Below are 19,058 nucleotides of genomic sequence, written 5' to 3'. Positions count from 1 at the left end.
CCGCGGGCGCATACCATGCACGGCGTGAGTGAGCAGGAGTTGGACCTGATGACGGTGACGGTCGTGCAGCATCACCGGCTGCGCGAGGACGTCGCCGTCATCCGCCTCGAAGGCGAGTTCGTCCCGTTCGCCGCGGGGCAGTCCGTTGGCGTCATCGTGCCGCAGAACCCGAACGTCGGCAGGCGCTACTCCCCCGCACTGCCGCCGTCACTCGACGGCAAGCTCGAATTCCATGTCCGGGCCGTGCCCGCCGGCTGGCTCAGCCGGGCCATCGTCACCGACACCGTCGTCGGTGACGAGTGGCAGGTCGCCGCGCCCAGCGGACGTCTCGTCGTCGACCGCGACGCCCGCGAGGTGATCATGGTCGCGGGCGGCACCGGTCTGGCGCCGCTGCGCGCGATCATCCTCGACCTGACGCGCCGCCCGAACCCGCCGCAGGTGTTCCTGTTCATCGGCGGACGGAATCCGCGCGACCTCTACGCCTCGGACATGCTGTGGCTGCTCGACGAGCAGTTGGACTGGCTGACGGTGATTCCCGTCGTGGAGGAGGTCACCGACCCCGTGTGGCCCGACCAGTGGTACGACCGCGTACGCGGGGCTGTCGGGTACGGCGCCGACCATTACATTCAGGGCACGCTCGCCGAGGTCGTCAGCTCGTACGGCGCGTACATCGACCACCAGGTGCTCGTCGTCGGATCACCCGCGATGGTCCGCTCCACCGTCCGAGCCCTCGTCGACACGGGCACCCCCGCAGGGGCGATTCAGGTGGGCTAGGAAACGGGTCCGGGGTCCTCGGTCAGAACAGCGGATCGTGCCGGATGTTCGCCATCGGGGTGCCCTTGGCCTGCAGGCGGTATTTGATGGTCTGCACGGTGGACGGCGATCCGACGATCTGGATGTCGCGGTCCTCCCACGTCCCGAACTCGGCGACCACCGCGCCGAGCTTGCCGGTGAGCCGGGCGCTCATTCCGGGAGGGGCGACGGGGGTGGGATCGGTGTGCCACCACGGATTGACGTTCTCCTCGGACACCGGGATCACCGTCAACCACGGATTCGTCCGCGCCAACTGCCACAGCGTCTCGAGGTCGTACAGGTCGCACGGGTAGGTGCCGCCGACGAAGAGGTGCACGCGCGGGTTGTTGCCGCGCATCGCCATCTCCATGATCTGTGCGCGCAGCGGCGCGATGCCGGTGCCGGACGCGATCATCAGCATGTCGCGCCCCTGGGTGCGGTCGACGCCGAGACCGCCCAGCGGTGCGCTGAGCTTCCACACCTCACCGGGTGTCACCCCGCGAACCATCGCCGGGCTCACCCATCCACCCGTGACGCGACGGACGTGGAATTCGATCTGACCGGCGTCGTTCGAGGGGATCGCGGGCGACAGGTACCGCCACATGCGCGGACGGGACGGCACCGAGACGCCGACGTACTGTCCTGCGCCGTACCGCATCGGCTGGTCGAGCTGCAATCGCACCACGGCGACGTCCTGCAGGACCTGCTTGTGTTCGACGACGGTGCCCGTCCAGGTTCCCGGTCCGTCCTTGGAGTTGATCTCGCCGAGCATGATCGCGGCGATCAGCGCGACGGCCTCACGCCAGGCCAGGTCGACTTCCTCGGTCCACAGTTCGGTGCCCGCGAAGCGTTCGAGGGTGGCGATCAGGGTGCCGCCGACGGCGATGAAATGGTCTTCGGTGATCGCGTACCGGCGGTGGTCACGGCCGAGCTGCGCGAGGAAGGGCTGGACCTTGTCCATGTCGTCGAGGTTCTCGACGACGTAGGCGATGGCCTGGAGAAGACGGTCGGCCTGCATCTCCATCACGGCAGGGAAGATCTCGCGCATGTCCGGGTACTTCGCGAACAGGATCGAGTAGAACGACCGTGTGACGTGGACGCCGCCGTCCTCGGCCGCCGCGAGGGCCTTGAACGTCGTTCGGATGTGTGAAACAGCCGTCGAATCCACTGCAGGTTCCCCGTTCTGCACAGGCAACGGCCCGCCGCAGTCCCCGGCAGGCCGTGGTCACCCTCGGCGGTCGCCGCGGGTTTCAGCGAGTCTAAGCGACCAGAGGGGCGGGTGTGAAGCTGTGCGACCCGTGTGCAGTGTGACCCACATCGCGTTGTCGTGGGGACCTCGCGAGTGGGTCAGCGCTCGTGCCGGGGCTTCCACACCACGATGGAATTGCGCGGGGCGGGCGCCAGTTCGCGGCGGTAGCCGGCGGCGAGTCGGGAGATCTCCGCTGCCATCTCGGTGACGCGGGCCTGCAACGCCTCGACCTGGTTCGTGAGCTCGATGATGCGTTTGATGCCCGCGAGGTTGACGCCCTCGTCCTGAGACAGTCGCTGCACCTCGCGGAGCAGCGCGACGTCGCGGGGCGAGTAGCGCCTGCCGCCCCCGGTGGTGCGTTGCGGGATGACGAGACCGAGGCGGTCGTAGTTACGCAGCGTCTGCGCGTGCATCCCGGCGAGTTCGGCGGCCACCGAGATCACGAAGACCTGCGCGTCCGGATCGAGGGGTCCGTCCTTGCCCTGCTGTTCGGCCATCACTCACCTCCGCGTGGTCCCGGTGTCGTGTTCGGGGCGGGGCGTCATGCGCCCGCCCACCCTGCACGCGGATCGAATCCGCTGGCCTTCTCCGCCTCGAGATAGGTGGTCAGCGCCTCGGTGGCGGTGTCGTCGAGGTGCGTGGGCACCGCGACCTTGACGGTGACGAGCAGATCGCCCGCGCCACCCGATCGCTTGGGAACGCCGCGGCCACGGACTCGCAGAATGCGGCCGTCGGCGGTGCCCGCGGGCACCTTGACGCCGACCCGACCTTCGAGCGTCGGGACGGAGATGGTGGTACCGAGGACGAGTTCGCCGTAGCTGACGGGCACGATCACGGTGAGGTCGTCGCCGTTGCGGCCGAACACCTTGTCCGCGGTGACGTGCACGACGACGTACAGGTCGCCCGACGGCGCACCGCGCAGTCCGGCTTCGCCCTGTCCGGCGAGGCGGATCTTCTGCCCGTCAGCGACACCGGACGGGATGCGAACCGTGATGGTGCGGGTGCGGTTCTGGACGCCGGTGCCGTGGCAGTCGGTGCAGGGGTCGTCGATGATCGAGCCGGTACCGCGGCAGTCGTCGCACGGTTCACTGAACCCGAACGCGCCCTGGTTGCGGCTGACGATGCCAGATCCGTTGCAGTGCGGGCACACCCGCGGGCTGGTGCCGGGCTTGGCACCACTGCCGTGGCAGGTGGTGCAGGCGGCCGGGCTGGTCAGCCGCAGCGGCACGGTGGTGCCCGTCGTGGCGTCGCGGAACGGAAGGGTGATCTCGGCTTCGACGTCGGCGCCTCGCTTCGGGCGCGACGCGGTCGCGGTGCGGCCGCCCCGTCCGCCGCCGAACAGGCCGCCGAAGATGTCGCCGAGTCCGCTGTCGTTGGTGGCGCCGCCGCCGAACAGGTCGCCGATGTTGAACTCGGCACCGCCGAACCCGCCCCCGCCGGTCGTGGAGTATCCGCCGCTCGGGGCGTAGCCGCCGCGTCCGAATCCGCCGGACGCGAACATCTTCCGCGTCTCGTCGTATTCCTTCTTCTTGGCGGGATCGGTCAGCACCGACTTCGCCTCGGTGACGGCCTTGTAGCGTTCGGCGGCCGCCTCGTCACCCGGGTTCGCATCAGGATGCAGTTCCCGCGACAGCTTCTTGAACGCCGCCTTGATGTCCTTGTCCGAGGCGTCGGGGGAGACGCCCAGGTCCTTGTAGAAATCCTTCTCGATCCACTCCCGCTGGCTCACCGGGCGTCTCCTCCTCTCGCTGTTTTCTGTGTACTTACTCTGCGGGCTCGTCGGCGGCAGGCTCGCCGTCGGTGACGGTCACCATCGCGTGCCGAAGCACGCGGTCGCCGAGCTTGTAGCCCTTGCGCAGCACCGTCCCGAGCACCGGGTTGTGGCCGTCGCCCTCCATCTGCACGGCTTCGTGCAGATCCGGGGCGAAGGCGTCGCCCTCCTCACCGAACCCGACCAGCCCGATACCTTCGAGCACTCCGGTCAGCTTGTCCGACAGCGACTTCAGCGGACCGCTCTCGAGGTCGCCGTGGGCGCGGGCCCGGTCGAGGTCGTCCGCCACGTCGAGGAACTTGGTGACGATGGAGGCGGTGGTGTTCTCGACCGCTTCGGCCTGCCGGATCTTGAACTTGCGCAGGTCGTTCGCGTGGTCGGCCTTCGCGTAGCCCAGATCCTTGACGGCCTGGTCTCGTTCCACGATGGCCTTGGCGAGTTCGTCCACTTCGATCTCGGCCGCGGGCCCGGCCGCCGCGTCAGCGGCGGCCGGGGTGGTGTCGGCGTCAGCGGCGGGCGCGTCGGCCGGTTCGCGGTCGGGGTTCTCCGCGCTCACTTCTTGTCCTGATCGGTGGGCTCGTCCACGACCTCGGCGTCGACGACGTCGCCGTCCTGCGCCTGGCCCGGAGCGTCACCGGCGGACTCGGCGGCCTGCGCGGCGTAGATCGCCTCACCCAGCGACTGGGATTCGGTGGCGAGCTTCTCGACCGCGGACTTGACGGCGGCGATGTCGCTACCGGCGAGCGCGGTGTTGGCCTCGGCGATCGCAGCCTCGACCTTCTCCTTGACGTCGGCCGGGACCTTGTCCTCGTTGTCCTTGATGAACTTCTCGGTCTGGTGCACCAGCGACTCGGCCTGGTTGCGGACCTCGGCCTCCTCGCGGCGGGCCTTGTCCTCCTCGGCGTGCGCCTCGGCGTCCTTGACCATCCGGTCGATCTCTTCCTTGGACAGGCCGGAGCCGTCCTGGATCTTGATCGTGTTCTCCTTGCCGGTGCCCTTGTCCTTCGCGGTCACGTGCACGATGCCGTTGGCGTCGATGTCGAAGGTGACCTCGATCTGCGGCACGCCGCGCGGGGCCGGCGGGATGCCCGCGAGCTCGAAGGAGCCCAGGAGCTTGTTGTGCGAGGCGATCTCGCGCTCACCCTGGAAGACCTGGATCTGCACGGACGGCTGGTTGTCGTCGGCCGTGGTGAAGGTCTCGGACCGCTTGGTGGGGATGGTGGTGTTGCGCTCGATGAGCTTGGTCATCACGCCACCCTTGGTCTCGATACCCAGGGACAGCGGGGTGACGTCGAGGAGCAGCACGTCCTTGACCTCGCCCTTGAGGACGCCGGCCTGCAGGGCGGCGCCGACGGCGACGACCTCGTCCGGGTTCACGCCCTTGTTGGGCTCGCGGCCACCGGTCAGCTCGCGCACCAGATCGGAGACGGCGGGCATACGGGTGGAGCCACCGACGAGCACGACGCTGTCGATCTCGCCGACGGAGATGCCTGCGTCCTTGATGACGGACTGGAACGGCGCGCGGGTGCGGTCCAGCAGATCGGAGGTGATCTTCTGGAACTCGGCGCGGGTGAGCTGCTCGTCGAGGAACAGCGGGTTCTTGTCCGCGTCGACGGTGATGTAGGGCAGGTTGATCGACGTCGACTGCGAGGACGACAGCTCGATCTTCGCCTTCTCCGCGGCCTCGCGCAGACGCTGCAGGGCCATCTTGTCCTTGGTCAGGTCGATGCCCGAGGACGCCTTGAACTTGTCGACGAGCCAGTTGACGATGCGCTCGTCCCAGTCGTCGCCACCGAGGTGGTTGTCACCGGACGTCGCGCGGACCTCGACGACACCGTCGCCGATCTCGAGCAGGGACACGTCGAAGGTGCCGCCACCGAGGTCGAAGACCAGGATGGTCTGTTCCTTCTCGCCCTTGTCGAGGCCGTACGCCAGCGCGGCCGCGGTGGGCTCGTTGACGATGCGCAGGACGTTGAGACCGGCGATCTGGCCGGCTTCCTTGGTGGCCTGGCGCTGCGCGTCCTCGAAGTAGGCGGGGACGGTGATGACCGCGTCGGTGATCTCCTCACCGAGGTAGGCCTCGGCGTCGCGCTTGAGCTTCATCAGCGTGCGAGCGCTGATCTCCTGCGAGGTGTACTTCTTGCCGTCGATGTCCACGGTCCAGTCGGTGCCGATGTGGCGCTTGACGGAGCGGATGGTGCGGTCGACGTTGGTGACCGCCTGGTTCTTCGCGGGCTGGCCGACCAGCACCTCGCCATTCTTGGCGAAGGCGACGACCGACGGGGTGGTGCGCGCGCCCTCGGAGTTGGCCACCACTACCGGCTCGCCGCCCTCCAGGACGGCAACGACCGAGTTGGTGGTCCCGAGGTCGATTCCGACCGCACGAGCCATGGTGTTTCCTCCTACGTGTTGCGCCCGGCCGAACCGGTTGTGGTCTGTTCGGCACGGGTCTTCGTCAGCTTCCTCACCCTAAGTGAGTGGCACGCGCTCAAGTTTGCCCTCGACTCCACTCGGAGTCAAACCAAACTTGAGTCGACCACACTCAAGGTTGTCGATGTTCTCAACGGGGCCCTCCCGGGATTTGTTCCCCGATCACCGCAGTCGAATCGGTGTGATGTCCGTCACGGCCGCACCGCCGGTCACACCTCCAGGATCAGCGTGGCGTGCCTGCGCACGAACAGGCTCGCCGCCCACTCGGCGCCCACCGGTTCGATGTGGTCACTGCGATCCAACAGCAGACGCACGGCGACCTGCGCCTCCATCCGGGCCAGTGCCGCACCGACGCAGAAGTGCGCTCCCTTGCCGAACGCCAGGTGCGACTTGAGGTTCGGACGGTGCAGTCGGAACTCGTCCGGCGCGTCGAACACCGCGGGGTCCCGGTTCGCCGACCCCCACAGCAGCGTCAGGTGACTGCCCTCGGGGAGCGCGACGCCGCCGAGCGTCGTGTCCCGGGTGACGTGGCGGTGGTGGCCGCGGAACGGCGACTCGAAGCGCAACGCCTCGTCGAGGAACGGCGCGATCAGCGTCGCGTCCGCGCGCAGCATCGCCTGCAGCTCCGGCCGATCCGCCAGCAGCCGGGCCGCCGACCCGATCAGCCCGGCGGTCGACTCGCCTCCGGCACCGACGAGCTGCACGAGGATGAGGACGGCCTCGTCCGCGGTCACCGCCCCGGCGACGCAGGCACGTGCCAGGTCGCCGAGCAGGTCGTCGCGCGGATCGCCCTGAGCCCGCTGGAACGCCGAGTACAGGTGGCCGGCGAGCCGGGCCGCCGACGTCGTCAACGCGGGCAACTCCGTCTCGGTGACCACACCACCGAGCATGTCCGTGCTGTCGTAGGACCAGGACAGCAGTTGCGGCACGTCGTCGTCCGGCAATCCGATCAGCCGCGCCACCATCGTGAGCGGAAGCCGGTCGGCGACGGCGGACACCCAGTCGATGCGGCGGCCGTCCAGGCCCTCGGTCCACAGCGTCTCCGCGAGCGCACCGACGTGGGGTTCGAGTGCGCGAATCCGCTTGGCCACCAACGTCGGAAGCACCAGCCTCCGGTGCGCGGCATGGTCGGGATCGTCGGCGGTCGCGAGCACCTGGATCGCGTGGCCACCGCCGGTCATGTCGAAGGTCGACGGGCCCGCCGGACCGTGCACGAGGGTCCCGGTCAGGTGGGACGAGAAATCGTCGGTGCGGGCGCAGGCCTGCGCGACCAGCTCCGCCGTGGCCACCAGATGCACGTCCGTTCCGGGCACCCGGTACACCGGCGCCTGCTCGCGTAACCACCCGTACAGCGGGTACGGGTCGCGCTGCACCTCCGGGTCGAACAGGTCCTGCACCGGTGCCTTCGTCATCGTCGAGTCCTTCCGTCGCGCCGTGTCCGGGTCACCGTCGCAAGATCGGATCGGGCGCGTCAAGGGGTCGCGGGAAAGTGAGAACCCCCAGTCCAGGACGGGTTCTCCGCCGTCTCACGACGTTCCGGAGCGCCGCAGGTCGGCCCCCAACCGGAGGTAGACGACAGTGGTCGTTCTGTCTCACACTGAGACACATTCACGTACCGAGTTTCAGGGAGATTCGATGACCGATCGCAGCGACTGGCTCACCGGAACACCGCGCCACGACGCCGCGACCGACCGCATCCTCACCGCGGCGGCGGCGCTCATGGCCGAGCACGGATTCGACGCCGTCACGGTCGACGCCGTCGTGGCGCGCGCGGGCTGCTCACGCGCGACCCTGTACCGGCACCTCGGCGGCAGGCAGGCCATTCTCGACGGGGTCATCACCCGCGCCGCCGCCGACGTCGCCCGCCGGGTGGCCGCGGCCATCGAGGGCGTCGACGGCGCGGACCGGGTGGTCGAGGCGATCCTCACGTCCGTCCGGGCGATCCGCGCGGACCCGGCCCTGAACGCGTGGTTCGCCGGCCCCCGCACCCGCAGCGTCGACGACTACCTCGCGACGTCGGCACACCTCGGCGCACTGTCCGCGACGCTCACCGGACTCGGCCCGGCCGACGAGGGCGCACTCGGCGTAGCCGACCTTGGAGCGCAGTGGACGGTCCGGGTCGTCCTCGCCCTGCTGACGTGGCCGCTGGCCGACGCGGACGCCGAGCGACACCTGGTTTGCCGGTTCGTCGCACCGGCATTCGCGTGACAACGCACTCGGACCACGACCCGTGGTCGGGTCGTGGCCCGAGGTGATGTGTCGACGCGGCTGGTCGCTGCGATCAGCCGAGCTGCGGCAGCCCGGCCGGAAGCGGCGGAAGCCCGGCCGGAAGCTGTGGCACGTCGATCGGGATACCCGCGTTGACGGCCCCGGCACCGATCGCCGCGCCCGCACCCGCCGCGGGGATGCCGAGCGCCGCCGCTCCGAGCGCTGCACCGACGCCGGCGCCGAGGACGCCGCCGACCGCCATCGCGGGTCCGGCCGTGACCGCCTGTGCCGCAAGGCCTGCCACGAACACCGGCACGTTGATGGTGCAGCCCGTGGTCGCGCATCCGATCATGGAGCCGGTGAAGATTCCGGCTGCGGTCGCACCGATTCCGACCAGGAATCCGGCGCCTGCGCCGACGACCGCACCGGCCGCGGCGCCGCCGACTCCGCCGATGACCGCGGCAGGCACCCCGCCTGCGACCGCTCCGACCACCGCGGCCTCCTCGACCGTCGCCGAGATCGGCGCGGCCGGAAGGGCGATGTCCGCGAGCGTGGGCACCGAATTCCCCTGCGCCGAAGCAAATTCGAGCAGGGCGATCATCTGGCCGGGCAGAGCGACGGGCGCGGGTTCCGAGACGACCGGCGCGGCGGACGCGACTCCGGTCCCGGCGGCTGCGACGGCAACCGGAAGCGCGGCGGCGACGGCGATCCGACCTGCGCGCACGACAAATCGACGATGAATCATGTATCCCCCCAAAGAAAGCTCCGCGTGTCCACGGAGGCACATCGAACCTAGGAGACCGCCCGGTACGAACTCAAGCAGATGTGGGTCGCGTCACTGAGCGGCGAGGTTCGCGAGCACACCCTCCGCGCTGCGGGCGGCGACGGCGCAGGCCCGCGCCGTGAAGCCGTCGACGAGCGGGTGCTGTGCACGCGTGCGCCAGAAGCGCACCGCTCCGAGTGCGGTGTCCCGCTGCTGCGCGAGGCCGGCGTCGGGTGCGAGACCGAGACGCTGGGTGGCCGCGACACCGTTGCCGCCGACGAGCCTCTGCAATAGTCGGGTGTCGTCGTCGCCGAGCGTGACCGGTGTCGATCGCAGTCGCCCGAGGAGCCGGATCTCCTGGAACCCGTGGCCGTCCGACAACGCCTGTTTGACGGCGCCCAGGACCCGTCCGGCGTCCGTTCCCGGCTCGTGGGCGAGCACTCGTTCGACGGCGAGCAAAGCCGAATGCGCCTTGAGTTGATCTGCGCGCTGCCCGAACTGGACGTCGATCACCTGCTGCAACTCGTCGAGCCCACTGCGCTCGACGAGTTCGGCGGCGAGCGTCGGCGAATCCTGCGTCCCGAGTTTGATCAGCGTCACCGCGAGTCGAATCCCGAACAGCCCGAAGCGATGTGCGAGCTGGGCACGCAGTTCGGCATCGACCGGCAGTGGACAGTCGGGGCGCGCGAACCGGTCCGCCGAGAGCATCGCCACCTGCAGGTCGTCCGCCGGGACGTCGGCGAGGGTGCGGAACGCCTCGAACTCGGCCTGACGGAGCGTGCGTGCGCCGAGCGCGAGGAGACCCGCGACGGGCACCACGGCCTGACAGAGCCCGGTGCGTTCGAGTTCGGTCGCGAACCGGTCGGCCACGTCCCGCGCGGACGACATCGCGTCGATGCGGCCCGCACCGACCTCGTCGGCCCGCGACACCACCCCGACGACCCCGAGCGGGCCCGATTCGCCACCCACGTGTGCGCCGATCCGACCCAGGAAGTCCACGTCGGACGCGCTGAGGGTACGCAGCAGGTAGACCACCGCGTCCGCACCCGACGTCGCGTCCTCGGGGGTGAGCATGCGCAGGGTGCGGGCGGAGACGTCGCGGGACAGCGACGACGTGCCCGGGGTGTCGATGATCGTGGTGTGCCGCAGTGCGCGGGCGGGCCATTCCACTTCGAGCCGGTCCACGTCGGCCGCGGTCAGCTGACCGAGGTCGAAGGTGAGCGCGCCGGCGATGCGGTGGACTGGGACGTTGGCCGTGCGGTCACCGTCGTAGCGGGCGGTGACGGTGGGCGTCGCACCGCTGCGGTACCAGGTGACGACCCGGGTGCACTCCGTCGCATCGGTCGGTGCAATATCCTGCCCGACAATGGAATTGAGGAGGGTCGACTTGCCTGCCTTGAGCGAACCCGCCAGCGCCACACGAAGCGGCTCCTCGAGCCGTCGGGCACAGTCGTCCAGCCCGGACCGCGCCCGCGCACCGACCGCCTCCCGCGCCGACCCGATCAGCGTCCGTGCCGAGTCCAACGCGGCGGCGGTCACCTCGACACTCCGGCAGCGGCGTCCCGCGCCGCAGCGAGAACCCGCATCCGCTCCTCGATGTCGGTGGCGCGGCGGGCGCGGTCCGATGCGGCGACCTGGGCCGCATCCTGGGCTGCGCGCAGGGATTCCGCGAGCGAGCGCAACGTCTGCTCCGCGACCTCGGTGAAGTGGTCGCGCAGCATCCGCTGGATCATTCGCAGCCGATCCTTCGACTCCTTGCCCGCCTGGAAACTGACGTCGTCGACGAATCGCCGGATCGCGACCTTGGCTTCGCTGCGGCGCTTGAGAATTCGGGACTCCCGATCCTCCCGGTACGCCTTCGTTCCGAGCAGCAGTCCCGCGCTGACCGAGATCGGATTGACCAGCGCCATGCCCATCATCGTGGTGATCAGCCCGAACATCAGCACGCCACCATACGATCCGCGCATGCCGACCAGAACCTTCTGGGTGATGCCGATTCGTCCCGACTCCAGGTCGGCGAGGGACGCCACCGGATCGAGCAGTCCGTCGAGGTCCGCGACGTGCAGGTGCGGCAACGCCACCGCACCCGAGTCGGAGAAGTTGCTCGCGACCACTTCCGCCAGCCACACCGACCGCTCGTGCGCCCACACGAAGTTGTCGCCGATCGACACCGCCACCTGCTGTTCGAGCCACTCCCCGAGTGCGGGCCAGTCCCGGCCGGGATCGCCCTCGTCGACGGTCTCCTCCGCTTCCCTGGTGACGCGCCGCAGGCGGTCCCGCAGGTCGTGGTCGATATCGGCGGCGAGGTCGGCGATGCCGTCGGCGAGCGTCTGCTGCCACTTCGACGACTTCTTCTGCAGATCCTCAGCGACCGCCTTCGCCTTCTGCAGTTCGGCGACGGCGGCGGCACCCTTCGCCGGATCACGCAGTGCCGCCAGCTCGCTTCCCAGCGTCAGCGCGAGATGTTCGGCAACGGAACGAACGTCGAGTGCAACCGACTGCCTGATGGTCTCCTCGGTGCGAGCGCGCACCTGCTCGCGGAGGAAGTCGTAGAGCGCCGCGAAGCCCGACTCGACGTCGAGTTCCCGATCCTGCAGTCGCAGTGCGTGTGTCCGCAGCACGGACGAAATCGGGATCAGCGGCAGTTGCAGACCGGCCCGCACGAGGTGACCGCGATCGGCCTCCACGATCTCGCGCCAGTGCGGGTACAGGTCGGTCTTGCTGATCAGGCAGGCCACGGCGGGGCACAGTCCGACAACCTGCTGGAGGAACGCGACCTCGGGTTCGGTGAACTCCTGACTGGCGTCGGAGAGCACGAGCACGGCGTCGGCCGACGTGACCAGACCGAGAGTGGCGGCGGCATGCGGGTTCCCATGACCTCCGACGCCCGGCGTGTCGACGAACACCAGCCCGTCCGCCAGCAGTGGGCTCGGGACACCGATCTCGACTCGCAGCACCTCGCGACCACCGGCCGCCGGGGTCGAGGGATCGAGTCCGGCGAGGTCGGTGAGAGGAATCGGAACCCGCACCGGGTCCAGCCCCGGTTCCGCCAGAACGAGTTCCGCGGACGCGACATCCGCGTTGTACACGACGGTCGCGATCGCGGTGGTCTCGTCGTCGCCCACCGAACAGACGCTCAGGTTCAGCAGCGAGTTCACCAACTGACTCTTGCCCTGCTTGAGGGGGCCGACCACGACGATGCGCATCCGCGGGTCGACGAGCCTGGTGCGCGCACCCGCCAGCCTGGCAACCAGATCGGTGCGCCCCGCAGCGGCGGCGACAGCAGCGACCTCGTCGACGAGACCGGTCAACTCGGCCGTTCGCGTCGCACTGGTCGGCATCGCCGAACCGGATGCGTTGTCCATGAACCCGACTCACCGTTCTTTCCGCGAGGTCCGGCCCCGCACGTGTCTCACCGCGTGCGGGGCCGGTTTCGTTACACCCGAGTGCTACTCGCCGTGCATCGCGGTGTCCGGGACATCGGTGTGGGTGACGGCCTCGGCCTGGCCGAACAGGCTGTCCCCCGTCGAGAACAGGCTGTCCGAGCCGGACGTGACGTCCGCCTCGAGCCCGGTCGACGCCGACGTCTCCGCACCGAACGCGCTCGACGCGTCCAGGGAGGTCCAGGCGTTGCCGACACCGGACGCGACGCCCTGCAGCCCGGAGGTCAGGTCACCGGCCAGGCCCGAGTCGAGTTGGCCGCCTGCGGCCGTGTCGAAGTGGCCGCCTGCGACCGCATCGAGGTCGCCTCCGGCGGCCGCGGACGCGTCGAGTCCCGACGTGATCGCGGTGCCGGCGTCGATCGCGCCGGTGACCGCTCCGCCGAGGCTCGCGCCCGCGTCCGCAGCCGCACCGACGGTTCCCGCGAGGTCGCCGCCGAGGCCTGCACCGGCGTCGATGGCGCCACCGACACCACCGCCGACACCGGCGACCAGGCCCTGCCCGAGGCTCGCAGCGGTATCGATGCCGCCACTCGCGCCGCCGGTCAGCGCGGTGTTCAGGTCGGCTGCCGCTCCGCCTCCCGCATCGACCGCGCCGCCCAGTGCGCCACCGAGTCCGCCGGTCAGTCCGGCGCCCGCGTCGAGCAGGCCGCCCAGGCTTGCGCCCACATCACCGGCTGCCCCGCCGCCGAGTGCACCGTCAACTGCCGCACCCAGGTCCGCGCCGAGCGCACCGCCGAGGTCGCCGCCGAGCCCACCGCCGATCCCGCCGCCCAGCACACCATCGACCGCCGCACCCAGGTCCGCGCCGAGCGCACCATCGATCCCGCCGCCCAGCACACCATCGACCGCCGCACCGAGATCCGCGCCGAGCACACCGTCGATCCCGCCGCCGAGCACCCCTCCGAGCCCGGCGTCGAGAGCCGATCCGGCCTCGGCGCCTGCGCCGAGCGCACCGCCGACCAGCCCGGACAGGTCCAGGCCCGTGAGCCCGCCCACCTCGAGTGCGCCGCCGAGAGCAGCGCCGAGGTCCGTGGTGAGAGCGGAGTCGAGACCGAGGGATCCACCGAGCACCGAGCTCAGGGCACCTCCCAGGTCCAGCGCCCCGCCAAGGCCGCCGCCGGCTCCCAGCGCCCCGCCGAGGTCACCGCCTGCTCCCAATGCGCCACCGAGAACACCGCCGAGGCTGGTTCCGAGTGCGGCGCCGAGGTCGCCGCCGACTCCGAATGCCGCGCCGAGCACCGAGCTCAGGTCGAGTGCGCCACCGATGTCCGCGGCACCGCCGAGATCGAGACCGGTGACCGCGCCGAGCGCACCGCCGAGTGCCCCGCCGAGGTCTGCGGTGAGGTCGCCTCCGATTCCGAGCGCGCCGCCGAGTGCGGCGGCGACGGACGTGCCGAGGCCCAGTGCGGCGTCGAGGTCGAGTCCACCGCCGAGGCCGAGTGCGCCGCCGAGTCCCAGGTCGGCCACGCCTCCGAGATCCAGGTCGGCAATGCCTCCAAGACCCAGACCGACACCGGCTCCGGCGTCGAGGGCCGCGCCGAGTGCGGCACCGAGATCGGCTCCGATCTGCCCACCAACCTGCAGGGCGGCACCGAGTGCCGCGCCCAGGTCGGCGCCGAGGTCGATGCCACCGCCGACGCTTCCGCCCGCGGATCCGCCGAGGCCGAGGCCTCCTCCAGCACCGAGGCCGAGGCCTCCTCCAGCACCGAGCCCGAGGCCCGCCCCGGCGCCGAGTCCGACACCGCCGCCCAGTCCCCCGCCGAGGCCGGCCCCGAGCCCGCCACCGACGGCGCCGCCGAGTGCTCCGCCCGCCTCGGCGCCCGCGCCGAGGATGCCGGTCAGTGCGGTGCCCGCTCCCGCGAACAGTCCGGATTCGGCGACGAGCGGGGCGACGGCCGTGATGTCGGCGTGCGTGACGTCGCCGAGCCCGGCGGCCGCGAGAACCGCGTCGGGGCTCGCGCAGTACGCGGCCCGCGCCTCGTCGTCGCGCAGCAGGCTGAGGATGAAATCGAGCAGCGCGTTGGTGGCCATGTCGGACTCCTGACGTGTCGTGTGGCGCGGCGTGGCCCACAGGAAAAGTGACACTTCGAAACTAGGCAGCGGTGACGCCCCGCCCAACGGGGTCGGCTCCCCCATTGGATCGGCCGACCCGGGGGTAGGGGATATAGGGGATCCCGGCGATATGGGGGAAATGCCCCTCAACTGCAGTTATGGGTTCGCATTCGGTAACGGAATCGCTTTCGACGACGACACTGATGGCAATAGCGCGGTCCCTGGGGCCGCCCCCTGGGGCCCCTTCTCGGCCCCGGGGACACCGGGCTGACGCCCACCGCACGACACGGGTTGTGGACCTTTCGACGCGCAGTTCGATGCGTCGGGGTCGACGCCTCGCAGACGGGAGAATCAGCATGGCGACAGGGCTCGGACTGACCATCGGCTCGGCGCAGTCGACGGCGGCGCTCGACGCGGATGACGCCGCGCTGGGCAAGGCGGAGATCGTGACGGTCCCGACGGCGCTCGCCCTCGACGGGGCGACCGTGTCACTGGTGGCGGACGGCGCGACACCGCCCATGGTGATCGCGGGGTACGCGGGCCGGGTCGGCGATCCGGTGGCGCTGATCGCCGACGACGGCAGCACTCATTCCGGCGAGGATCTCGTCGCGGCGACGGCGCGGTGCCTGGCGGATTCGGTTCCGCAGGCGGATGCCGTCGCCCTGGCGCATCCGGCCGTCTGGACGGGCTACCAGGTGGACGTGCTGGCCGCCGCGCTGGACCTCGCGGGCCTCCCTGACGTCGCTTTCGTCACCGAGCCGCAGGCCGCGGTCCGGTGGATGCAGCGCACCCGGTCCCACGCGGACGACGCCCCGGTCGTGGTGTACGACCTCGGCGCCGGCTCGCTGGACGTGACGGTGGTTCGCCCACAGGAGGATCCGGAGATCCTCGGTGCGCCGCTGCGGTCCGAGGAGTACTCGGGTTCCGCGTTCGACCACATGACGCTGCAGCACGTCCTCGGTGCCCTGCCGGACGGGGTGAACGGCATCGACCCGTTCGAGCCGCGCGCCGCCGCCGCATTGACGCAACTGCGGATGCAGTGCCGCGCGGCGAAGGAGGCGCTGTCGTCGGACACGGCGACGGTCCTCACGGTCGACCTGCCCGGGGTCCGCTGCGACGTCCGGTTGGTCCGGGAGGAACTCGAGGACCTGCTCCGGGAACCGCTCGCCGATTCGGTGAACCTGGTGCACGAGGCGGTGCGCGGCGCAGGTCTCGACATGTCGGACATCGGGTCGATACTTCTCGTCGGCGGCAGTTCGTCGATTCCCCTTGTCGCCGAACTGCTGTCGTCGACCCTGCGTGTCCCGGTCGTCGCCGACGCGGACCCGGCGGCGACCGCGGCATCGGGTGCAGCATTGTTGGCCGCCGAGTCGGCGGCGCCCCTCCCCGCGACTCCGGCCGAGACGGACACGGCCGCGTTCGCCGCGCTCGGCGCTGCCCTCGGCGCCGCGGCACCGGCGGCGCCCGAGGTCACGTCGACGTTCGCGCCGACCGCGCACCGCGGCGGCGGCCTGACGACACCGAGGAAGGCGGCGCTCGTCTCCGCGGCCGCCGCCGCGATCGTGCTGCTCGCCGCCGGCGGCCTGTCGTTGGGCACGGGGGTGTTCGACCCGTCCTCCGGATCGAAGTCCGATGCCGCGACCACCACCTCCGAGACGACGACCGGTTCGACGGCCCAGGTCGCGGTCGCCACGAGCCCGTCGGGCGGTCCCCCGGCGACAACCGACGCGGCGTCCGCGGGCCGGGCGACCGGCGCGACGGGAGCGACAGGGTCGAGTCGTGCGGTATCGCCGACAGACGCCGCGCGGGCCGCGACGGTGGCGGCGACCACCGGGGCTCGGCCCCCAAGCCCGCCTGCCGTTGTGCCCGAGGCGAACCCGCCTCAGGCACCGGCTGCAGCTCCTCCGCCCGCTCCCGCCTACACCCCGCCCGCTCCCGCCCCGAGCGGCGGCGGCACCGGAGTCGGCCAGGCCGTCGGCGATGCCGCCGCAGGTGCGGGCCAGGGCCTCGGGAATGTGGTCGACGGCGCGGGTGGACTCGTCGGAGGCGTGCTCGGCGGCACCGGCCAACTCGTCGGAGGCGTCGTCGGCGGCGTCACCGACGGACTCCTCGGCCAGTGACCCCGACCGGCATCAGGAAGGCGAACGCCATGCCCGCACAGCTCACCCGCCCGGCCCACGCCGTCGCATCGTCGGGCCCCGCGCGTGCCCTCCTCGACGGTGTCCGATCCGGTCATCCGCACGTCCTGATTCGCGGCGCGTCGGGTACCGGCAAGTCGGCACTGTTGGCCCTGGTGCGGGATCACGTTCCCGGGCCGGTGACCTCGGACCCGGCCGAGGCCACGGCCCCCGGCGCCGCGGTGGTCGTCGACGATGCGCACCTGCTGTCGGCGGCGACGCTCGACGCGCTGACCGAACTGGCGAGGCGCCCGGACACGACGGTGGTGGTCGCCTCCGAGCCACGGTCCGGCAACCCGAGTCTGCAGGCCCTCGCCGCCGCGCTCGACGGGTCGCTGACGTTGACGAACCTCACGTCACGGGAGATCGCCCGACGAGCGGAAGAGGTTCTCGGAGCGACACTTCCCACCGCTCTGGTCGCGCTGATCCACCGGCTCACGGCCGGGGCTCCGCGATGCGTCGACGCCGCTCTGGCGGGCTTGGCCGACATGCCGTCGTCCGCGGCGCCGGACCGCGTCGTCGCGGGGGCCGTCGCCTCCTGCCACGCCGAGGTGCTGGCGCCGATGGATTCACACCTGTTGTCCGCGTTGACCGTTGCGATGACAGGCACCGGGCTGGATGCGGGCGAACTGGCCCGCCTGCTCGCACTGTCGGACGCACGTGACCTGGTGGAACGGGCACGCGGATGCGGGCTCCTGCTCCCCACCGGCGCCCTGGTGGCGTCGGCATGCGAACCCCTGCGTTCCGCGGTCGGACCCCAGCGGGTGACGGGACTGCAACTGGAACTCCTTCGCGTCAAGCTCGAACTCGGCACCCTCGACGTCCCGGCGGCGCGCGCCTTCGCGGCGGCCGGACTCACCGACCCCGATCTGGCCGAATACCTCTGCACCCAGGCCGCTCTCGCGACTCCGCGACTGGCGACCGCGCTGTACGAGGAGGCGGTGTGGGCGGGCGCGGATGCCGATGCCTTCACGCTGCGCCGGGCCGAGGCAGCGGGCCTGTCGGGTGACTTGGTGACCGCCGCCCGCCTCGCCGACACCCTGCTCGAGAAGGCCTCGACGACACCCGGCCCCGAGCTGGCGGCCGCCGTCCGCATCGCGGCGAGCGTCGCCGCCCACCAGGGGATGCTGATCCGCAGCGCGGACCTGTACGAGTGGCTGGGACCGGACCGTCTCGGCGTCGACCGGCCGATCGCCGAGTCCGTCCTGCTCGCGGCGGGCCGGCCCGACGCGGCCGAGGCGGCAGCGGCAGGCGGAACCGACGCTCCGCCGACCTCGACCTCGGCAGGCGAGGCACTTCTCGCTCAGGGGTTGCGTCAGTCGATGGACGGCCCGACGGCGGTGGCGCTGAACTCGATGGCGCGCGCGGTGTCCCTGTCCGCCAACGCCCCTCGGACCCGCCTGCTCCCCGACACCGGCTCGGCGGTGACGGCACTGACCGCCATGCACTGCGGCGAGCTGGGTCGCGCGGCCGCGGTCCTCGCGCGGGCGAGCGAAGGCGACCCCGACACCGACGTCGCCCACAATCGGCACCGCCTCCTGGGTGCGTGGGTGTCGATGCTGCAGGGCGATCTCGACGCCGCGACCCGCACGGTGGATGCACTGGCCGCGGTGGCGGAACGGCCCCGCGACGCCCTGTTCGCCGCCGCACTGCGGGTCGGTGTTGCGCGCCGGGGTGGTGACATCGGGGCACTGCACCAGGCCTGGGAAGCCGCGGCTCCCGTTGTCGCCGAGCATTCTGTGGATCTGCTCAGCCTGCTTCCGCTCGGCGAACTATGGCTCGGCGCAGCACGTCTCGGCGCCACCGAGCGGGTGGCACATCTCGTCGACCAGGCACGCGAACTGCTGACGCGCCTCGACGAGCCGATTCTGTGGGGCACCCCGCTGCACTGGTACGGCGTGCAGGCAGCGATCCTCACCGAGTCGCCCACCGACCTGATCCCGCATGCACACGCACTCGGCGTTGCCGCCGAAACAAGTTCGTACGCTGCGGGCCTCGCGTGTGCGGGACGCGCCTGGCTCAGGGTGCTGCAGGGCGAGACCGACGCCGCCGAGGTGGAGACCGCAGCGACGGGCCTCGGTGCGATCGGGCTGCCGTGGGACGGAGCCCGGCTGGCGAGCGAGGCGGCGCTGCGTGTCGACGACACCGCGACGGCCACCGCGCTGCTCCAGGT

At 71.0% G+C, this 19,058-nt stretch carries 14 protein-coding genes; 4 read left to right on the top strand and 10 right to left on the bottom strand.

Annotation, left to right across the window (positions count from 1 at the left end; translation table 11 throughout):
- Nucleotides 1-15 precede the first annotated feature (15 nt).
- Nucleotides 16-774: an FAD-binding oxidoreductase gene (locus tag FFS72_RS14350; RefSeq protein ID WP_137874563.1), complete on the top strand. Its 759-nt coding sequence runs from the start codon at nucleotides 16-18 to the stop codon at nucleotides 772-774.
- 22 nt (nucleotides 775-796) lie between these two features.
- On the opposite strand, the gene FFS72_RS14345 is transcribed toward FFS72_RS14350, so the two are convergent.
- From FFS72_RS14345 to FFS72_RS14320, 6 genes are all read right to left on the bottom strand, one after another.
- Nucleotides 797-1,960: a globin domain-containing protein gene (locus tag FFS72_RS14345; RefSeq protein WP_137874562.1), complete on the bottom strand. Its 1,164-nt coding sequence runs from the start codon at nucleotides 1,958-1,960 to the stop codon at nucleotides 797-799.
- 179 nt (nucleotides 1,961-2,139) lie between these two features.
- On the bottom strand, nucleotides 2,140-2,538 hold the full coding sequence (locus FFS72_RS14340) for a heat shock protein transcriptional repressor HspR (protein ID WP_137874561.1): 399 nt from the start codon (nucleotides 2,536-2,538) through the stop codon (nucleotides 2,140-2,142).
- 44 nt (nucleotides 2,539-2,582) lie between these two features.
- Nucleotides 2,583-3,770: a molecular chaperone DnaJ gene (dnaJ, locus tag FFS72_RS14335; RefSeq protein WP_137874560.1), complete on the bottom strand. Its 1,188-nt coding sequence runs from the start codon at nucleotides 3,768-3,770 to the stop codon at nucleotides 2,583-2,585.
- 34 nt (nucleotides 3,771-3,804) lie between these two features.
- Nucleotides 3,805-4,368 carry a nucleotide exchange factor GrpE gene (grpE, locus tag FFS72_RS14330; RefSeq protein ID WP_137874559.1) on the bottom strand — a complete coding sequence of 188 codons (564 nt, stop codon included), beginning with the start codon at nucleotides 4,366-4,368 and terminating at the stop codon, nucleotides 3,805-3,807.
- The gene (dnaK, locus tag FFS72_RS14325; protein WP_137874558.1) at nucleotides 4,365-6,203 is read right to left on the bottom strand and encodes a molecular chaperone DnaK; all 1,839 of its coding nucleotides are present in this window, start codon (nucleotides 6,201-6,203) and stop codon (nucleotides 4,365-4,367) included. Before dnaK ends, grpE begins: the two co-directional genes overlap by 4 nt.
- Nucleotides 6,204-6,451: 248 nt before the next feature.
- On the bottom strand, nucleotides 6,452-7,654 hold the full coding sequence (locus FFS72_RS14320) for a cytochrome P450 (RefSeq protein WP_137874557.1): 1,203 nt from the start codon (nucleotides 7,652-7,654) through the stop codon (nucleotides 6,452-6,454).
- 223 nt (nucleotides 7,655-7,877) lie between these two features.
- On the opposite strand from FFS72_RS14320, the gene FFS72_RS14315 reads away from it, so the two are divergent.
- On the top strand, nucleotides 7,878-8,450 hold the full coding sequence (locus FFS72_RS14315; RefSeq protein ID WP_137874556.1) for a TetR/AcrR family transcriptional regulator: 573 nt from the start codon (nucleotides 7,878-7,880) through the stop codon (nucleotides 8,448-8,450).
- Nucleotides 8,451-8,523: 73 nt separating this feature from the next.
- On the opposite strand, the gene FFS72_RS26485 is transcribed toward FFS72_RS14315, so the two are convergent.
- The 4 genes from FFS72_RS26485 to FFS72_RS14295 all read right to left on the bottom strand — a co-directional run bounded on the left by FFS72_RS26485 (nucleotide 8,524) and on the right by FFS72_RS14295 (nucleotide 14,687).
- A complete protein-coding gene (locus tag FFS72_RS26485; RefSeq protein WP_171018684.1) occupies nucleotides 8,524-9,174 on the bottom strand; it encodes a hypothetical protein in 651 nt (216 codons plus the stop codon).
- A gap of 111 nt (nucleotides 9,175-9,285) precedes the next feature.
- A complete protein-coding gene (locus FFS72_RS14305) occupies nucleotides 9,286-10,752 on the bottom strand; it encodes a dynamin family protein (protein ID WP_137874555.1) in 1,467 nt (488 codons plus the stop codon).
- Nucleotides 10,749-12,554: a dynamin family protein gene (locus FFS72_RS14300; protein ID WP_137874653.1), complete on the bottom strand. Its 1,806-nt coding sequence runs from the start codon at nucleotides 12,552-12,554 to the stop codon at nucleotides 10,749-10,751. Before FFS72_RS14300 ends, FFS72_RS14305 begins: the two co-directional genes overlap by 4 nt.
- 108 nt (nucleotides 12,555-12,662) lie before the next feature.
- Nucleotides 12,663-14,687 carry an IniB N-terminal domain-containing protein gene (locus tag FFS72_RS14295; protein WP_137874554.1) on the bottom strand — a complete coding sequence of 675 codons (2,025 nt, stop codon included), beginning with the start codon at nucleotides 14,685-14,687 and terminating at the stop codon, nucleotides 12,663-12,665.
- A 377-nt stretch (nucleotides 14,688-15,064) separates the two neighbouring features.
- On the opposite strand from FFS72_RS14295, the gene FFS72_RS14290 reads away from it, so the two are divergent.
- The gene (locus FFS72_RS14290; protein ID WP_249353312.1) at nucleotides 15,065-16,828 is read left to right on the top strand and encodes an Hsp70 family protein; all 1,764 of its coding nucleotides are present in this window, start codon (nucleotides 15,065-15,067) and stop codon (nucleotides 16,826-16,828) included.
- 29 nt (nucleotides 16,829-16,857) lie between these two features.
- The coding region (locus FFS72_RS14285; RefSeq protein WP_137874553.1) for a LuxR family transcriptional regulator at nucleotides 16,858-19,058 on the top strand (2,201 nt) is incomplete at its 3' end.

Origin of the sequence: Rhodococcus sp. Q, from assembly GCF_005503035.1 — a bacterium.
Lineage (GTDB): Bacteria > Actinomycetota > Actinomycetes > Mycobacteriales > Mycobacteriaceae > Rhodococcus_G.
Note: the sequence above shows the minus strand (reverse complement) of the source record. Positions and strands in the feature narration are given on the sequence as shown.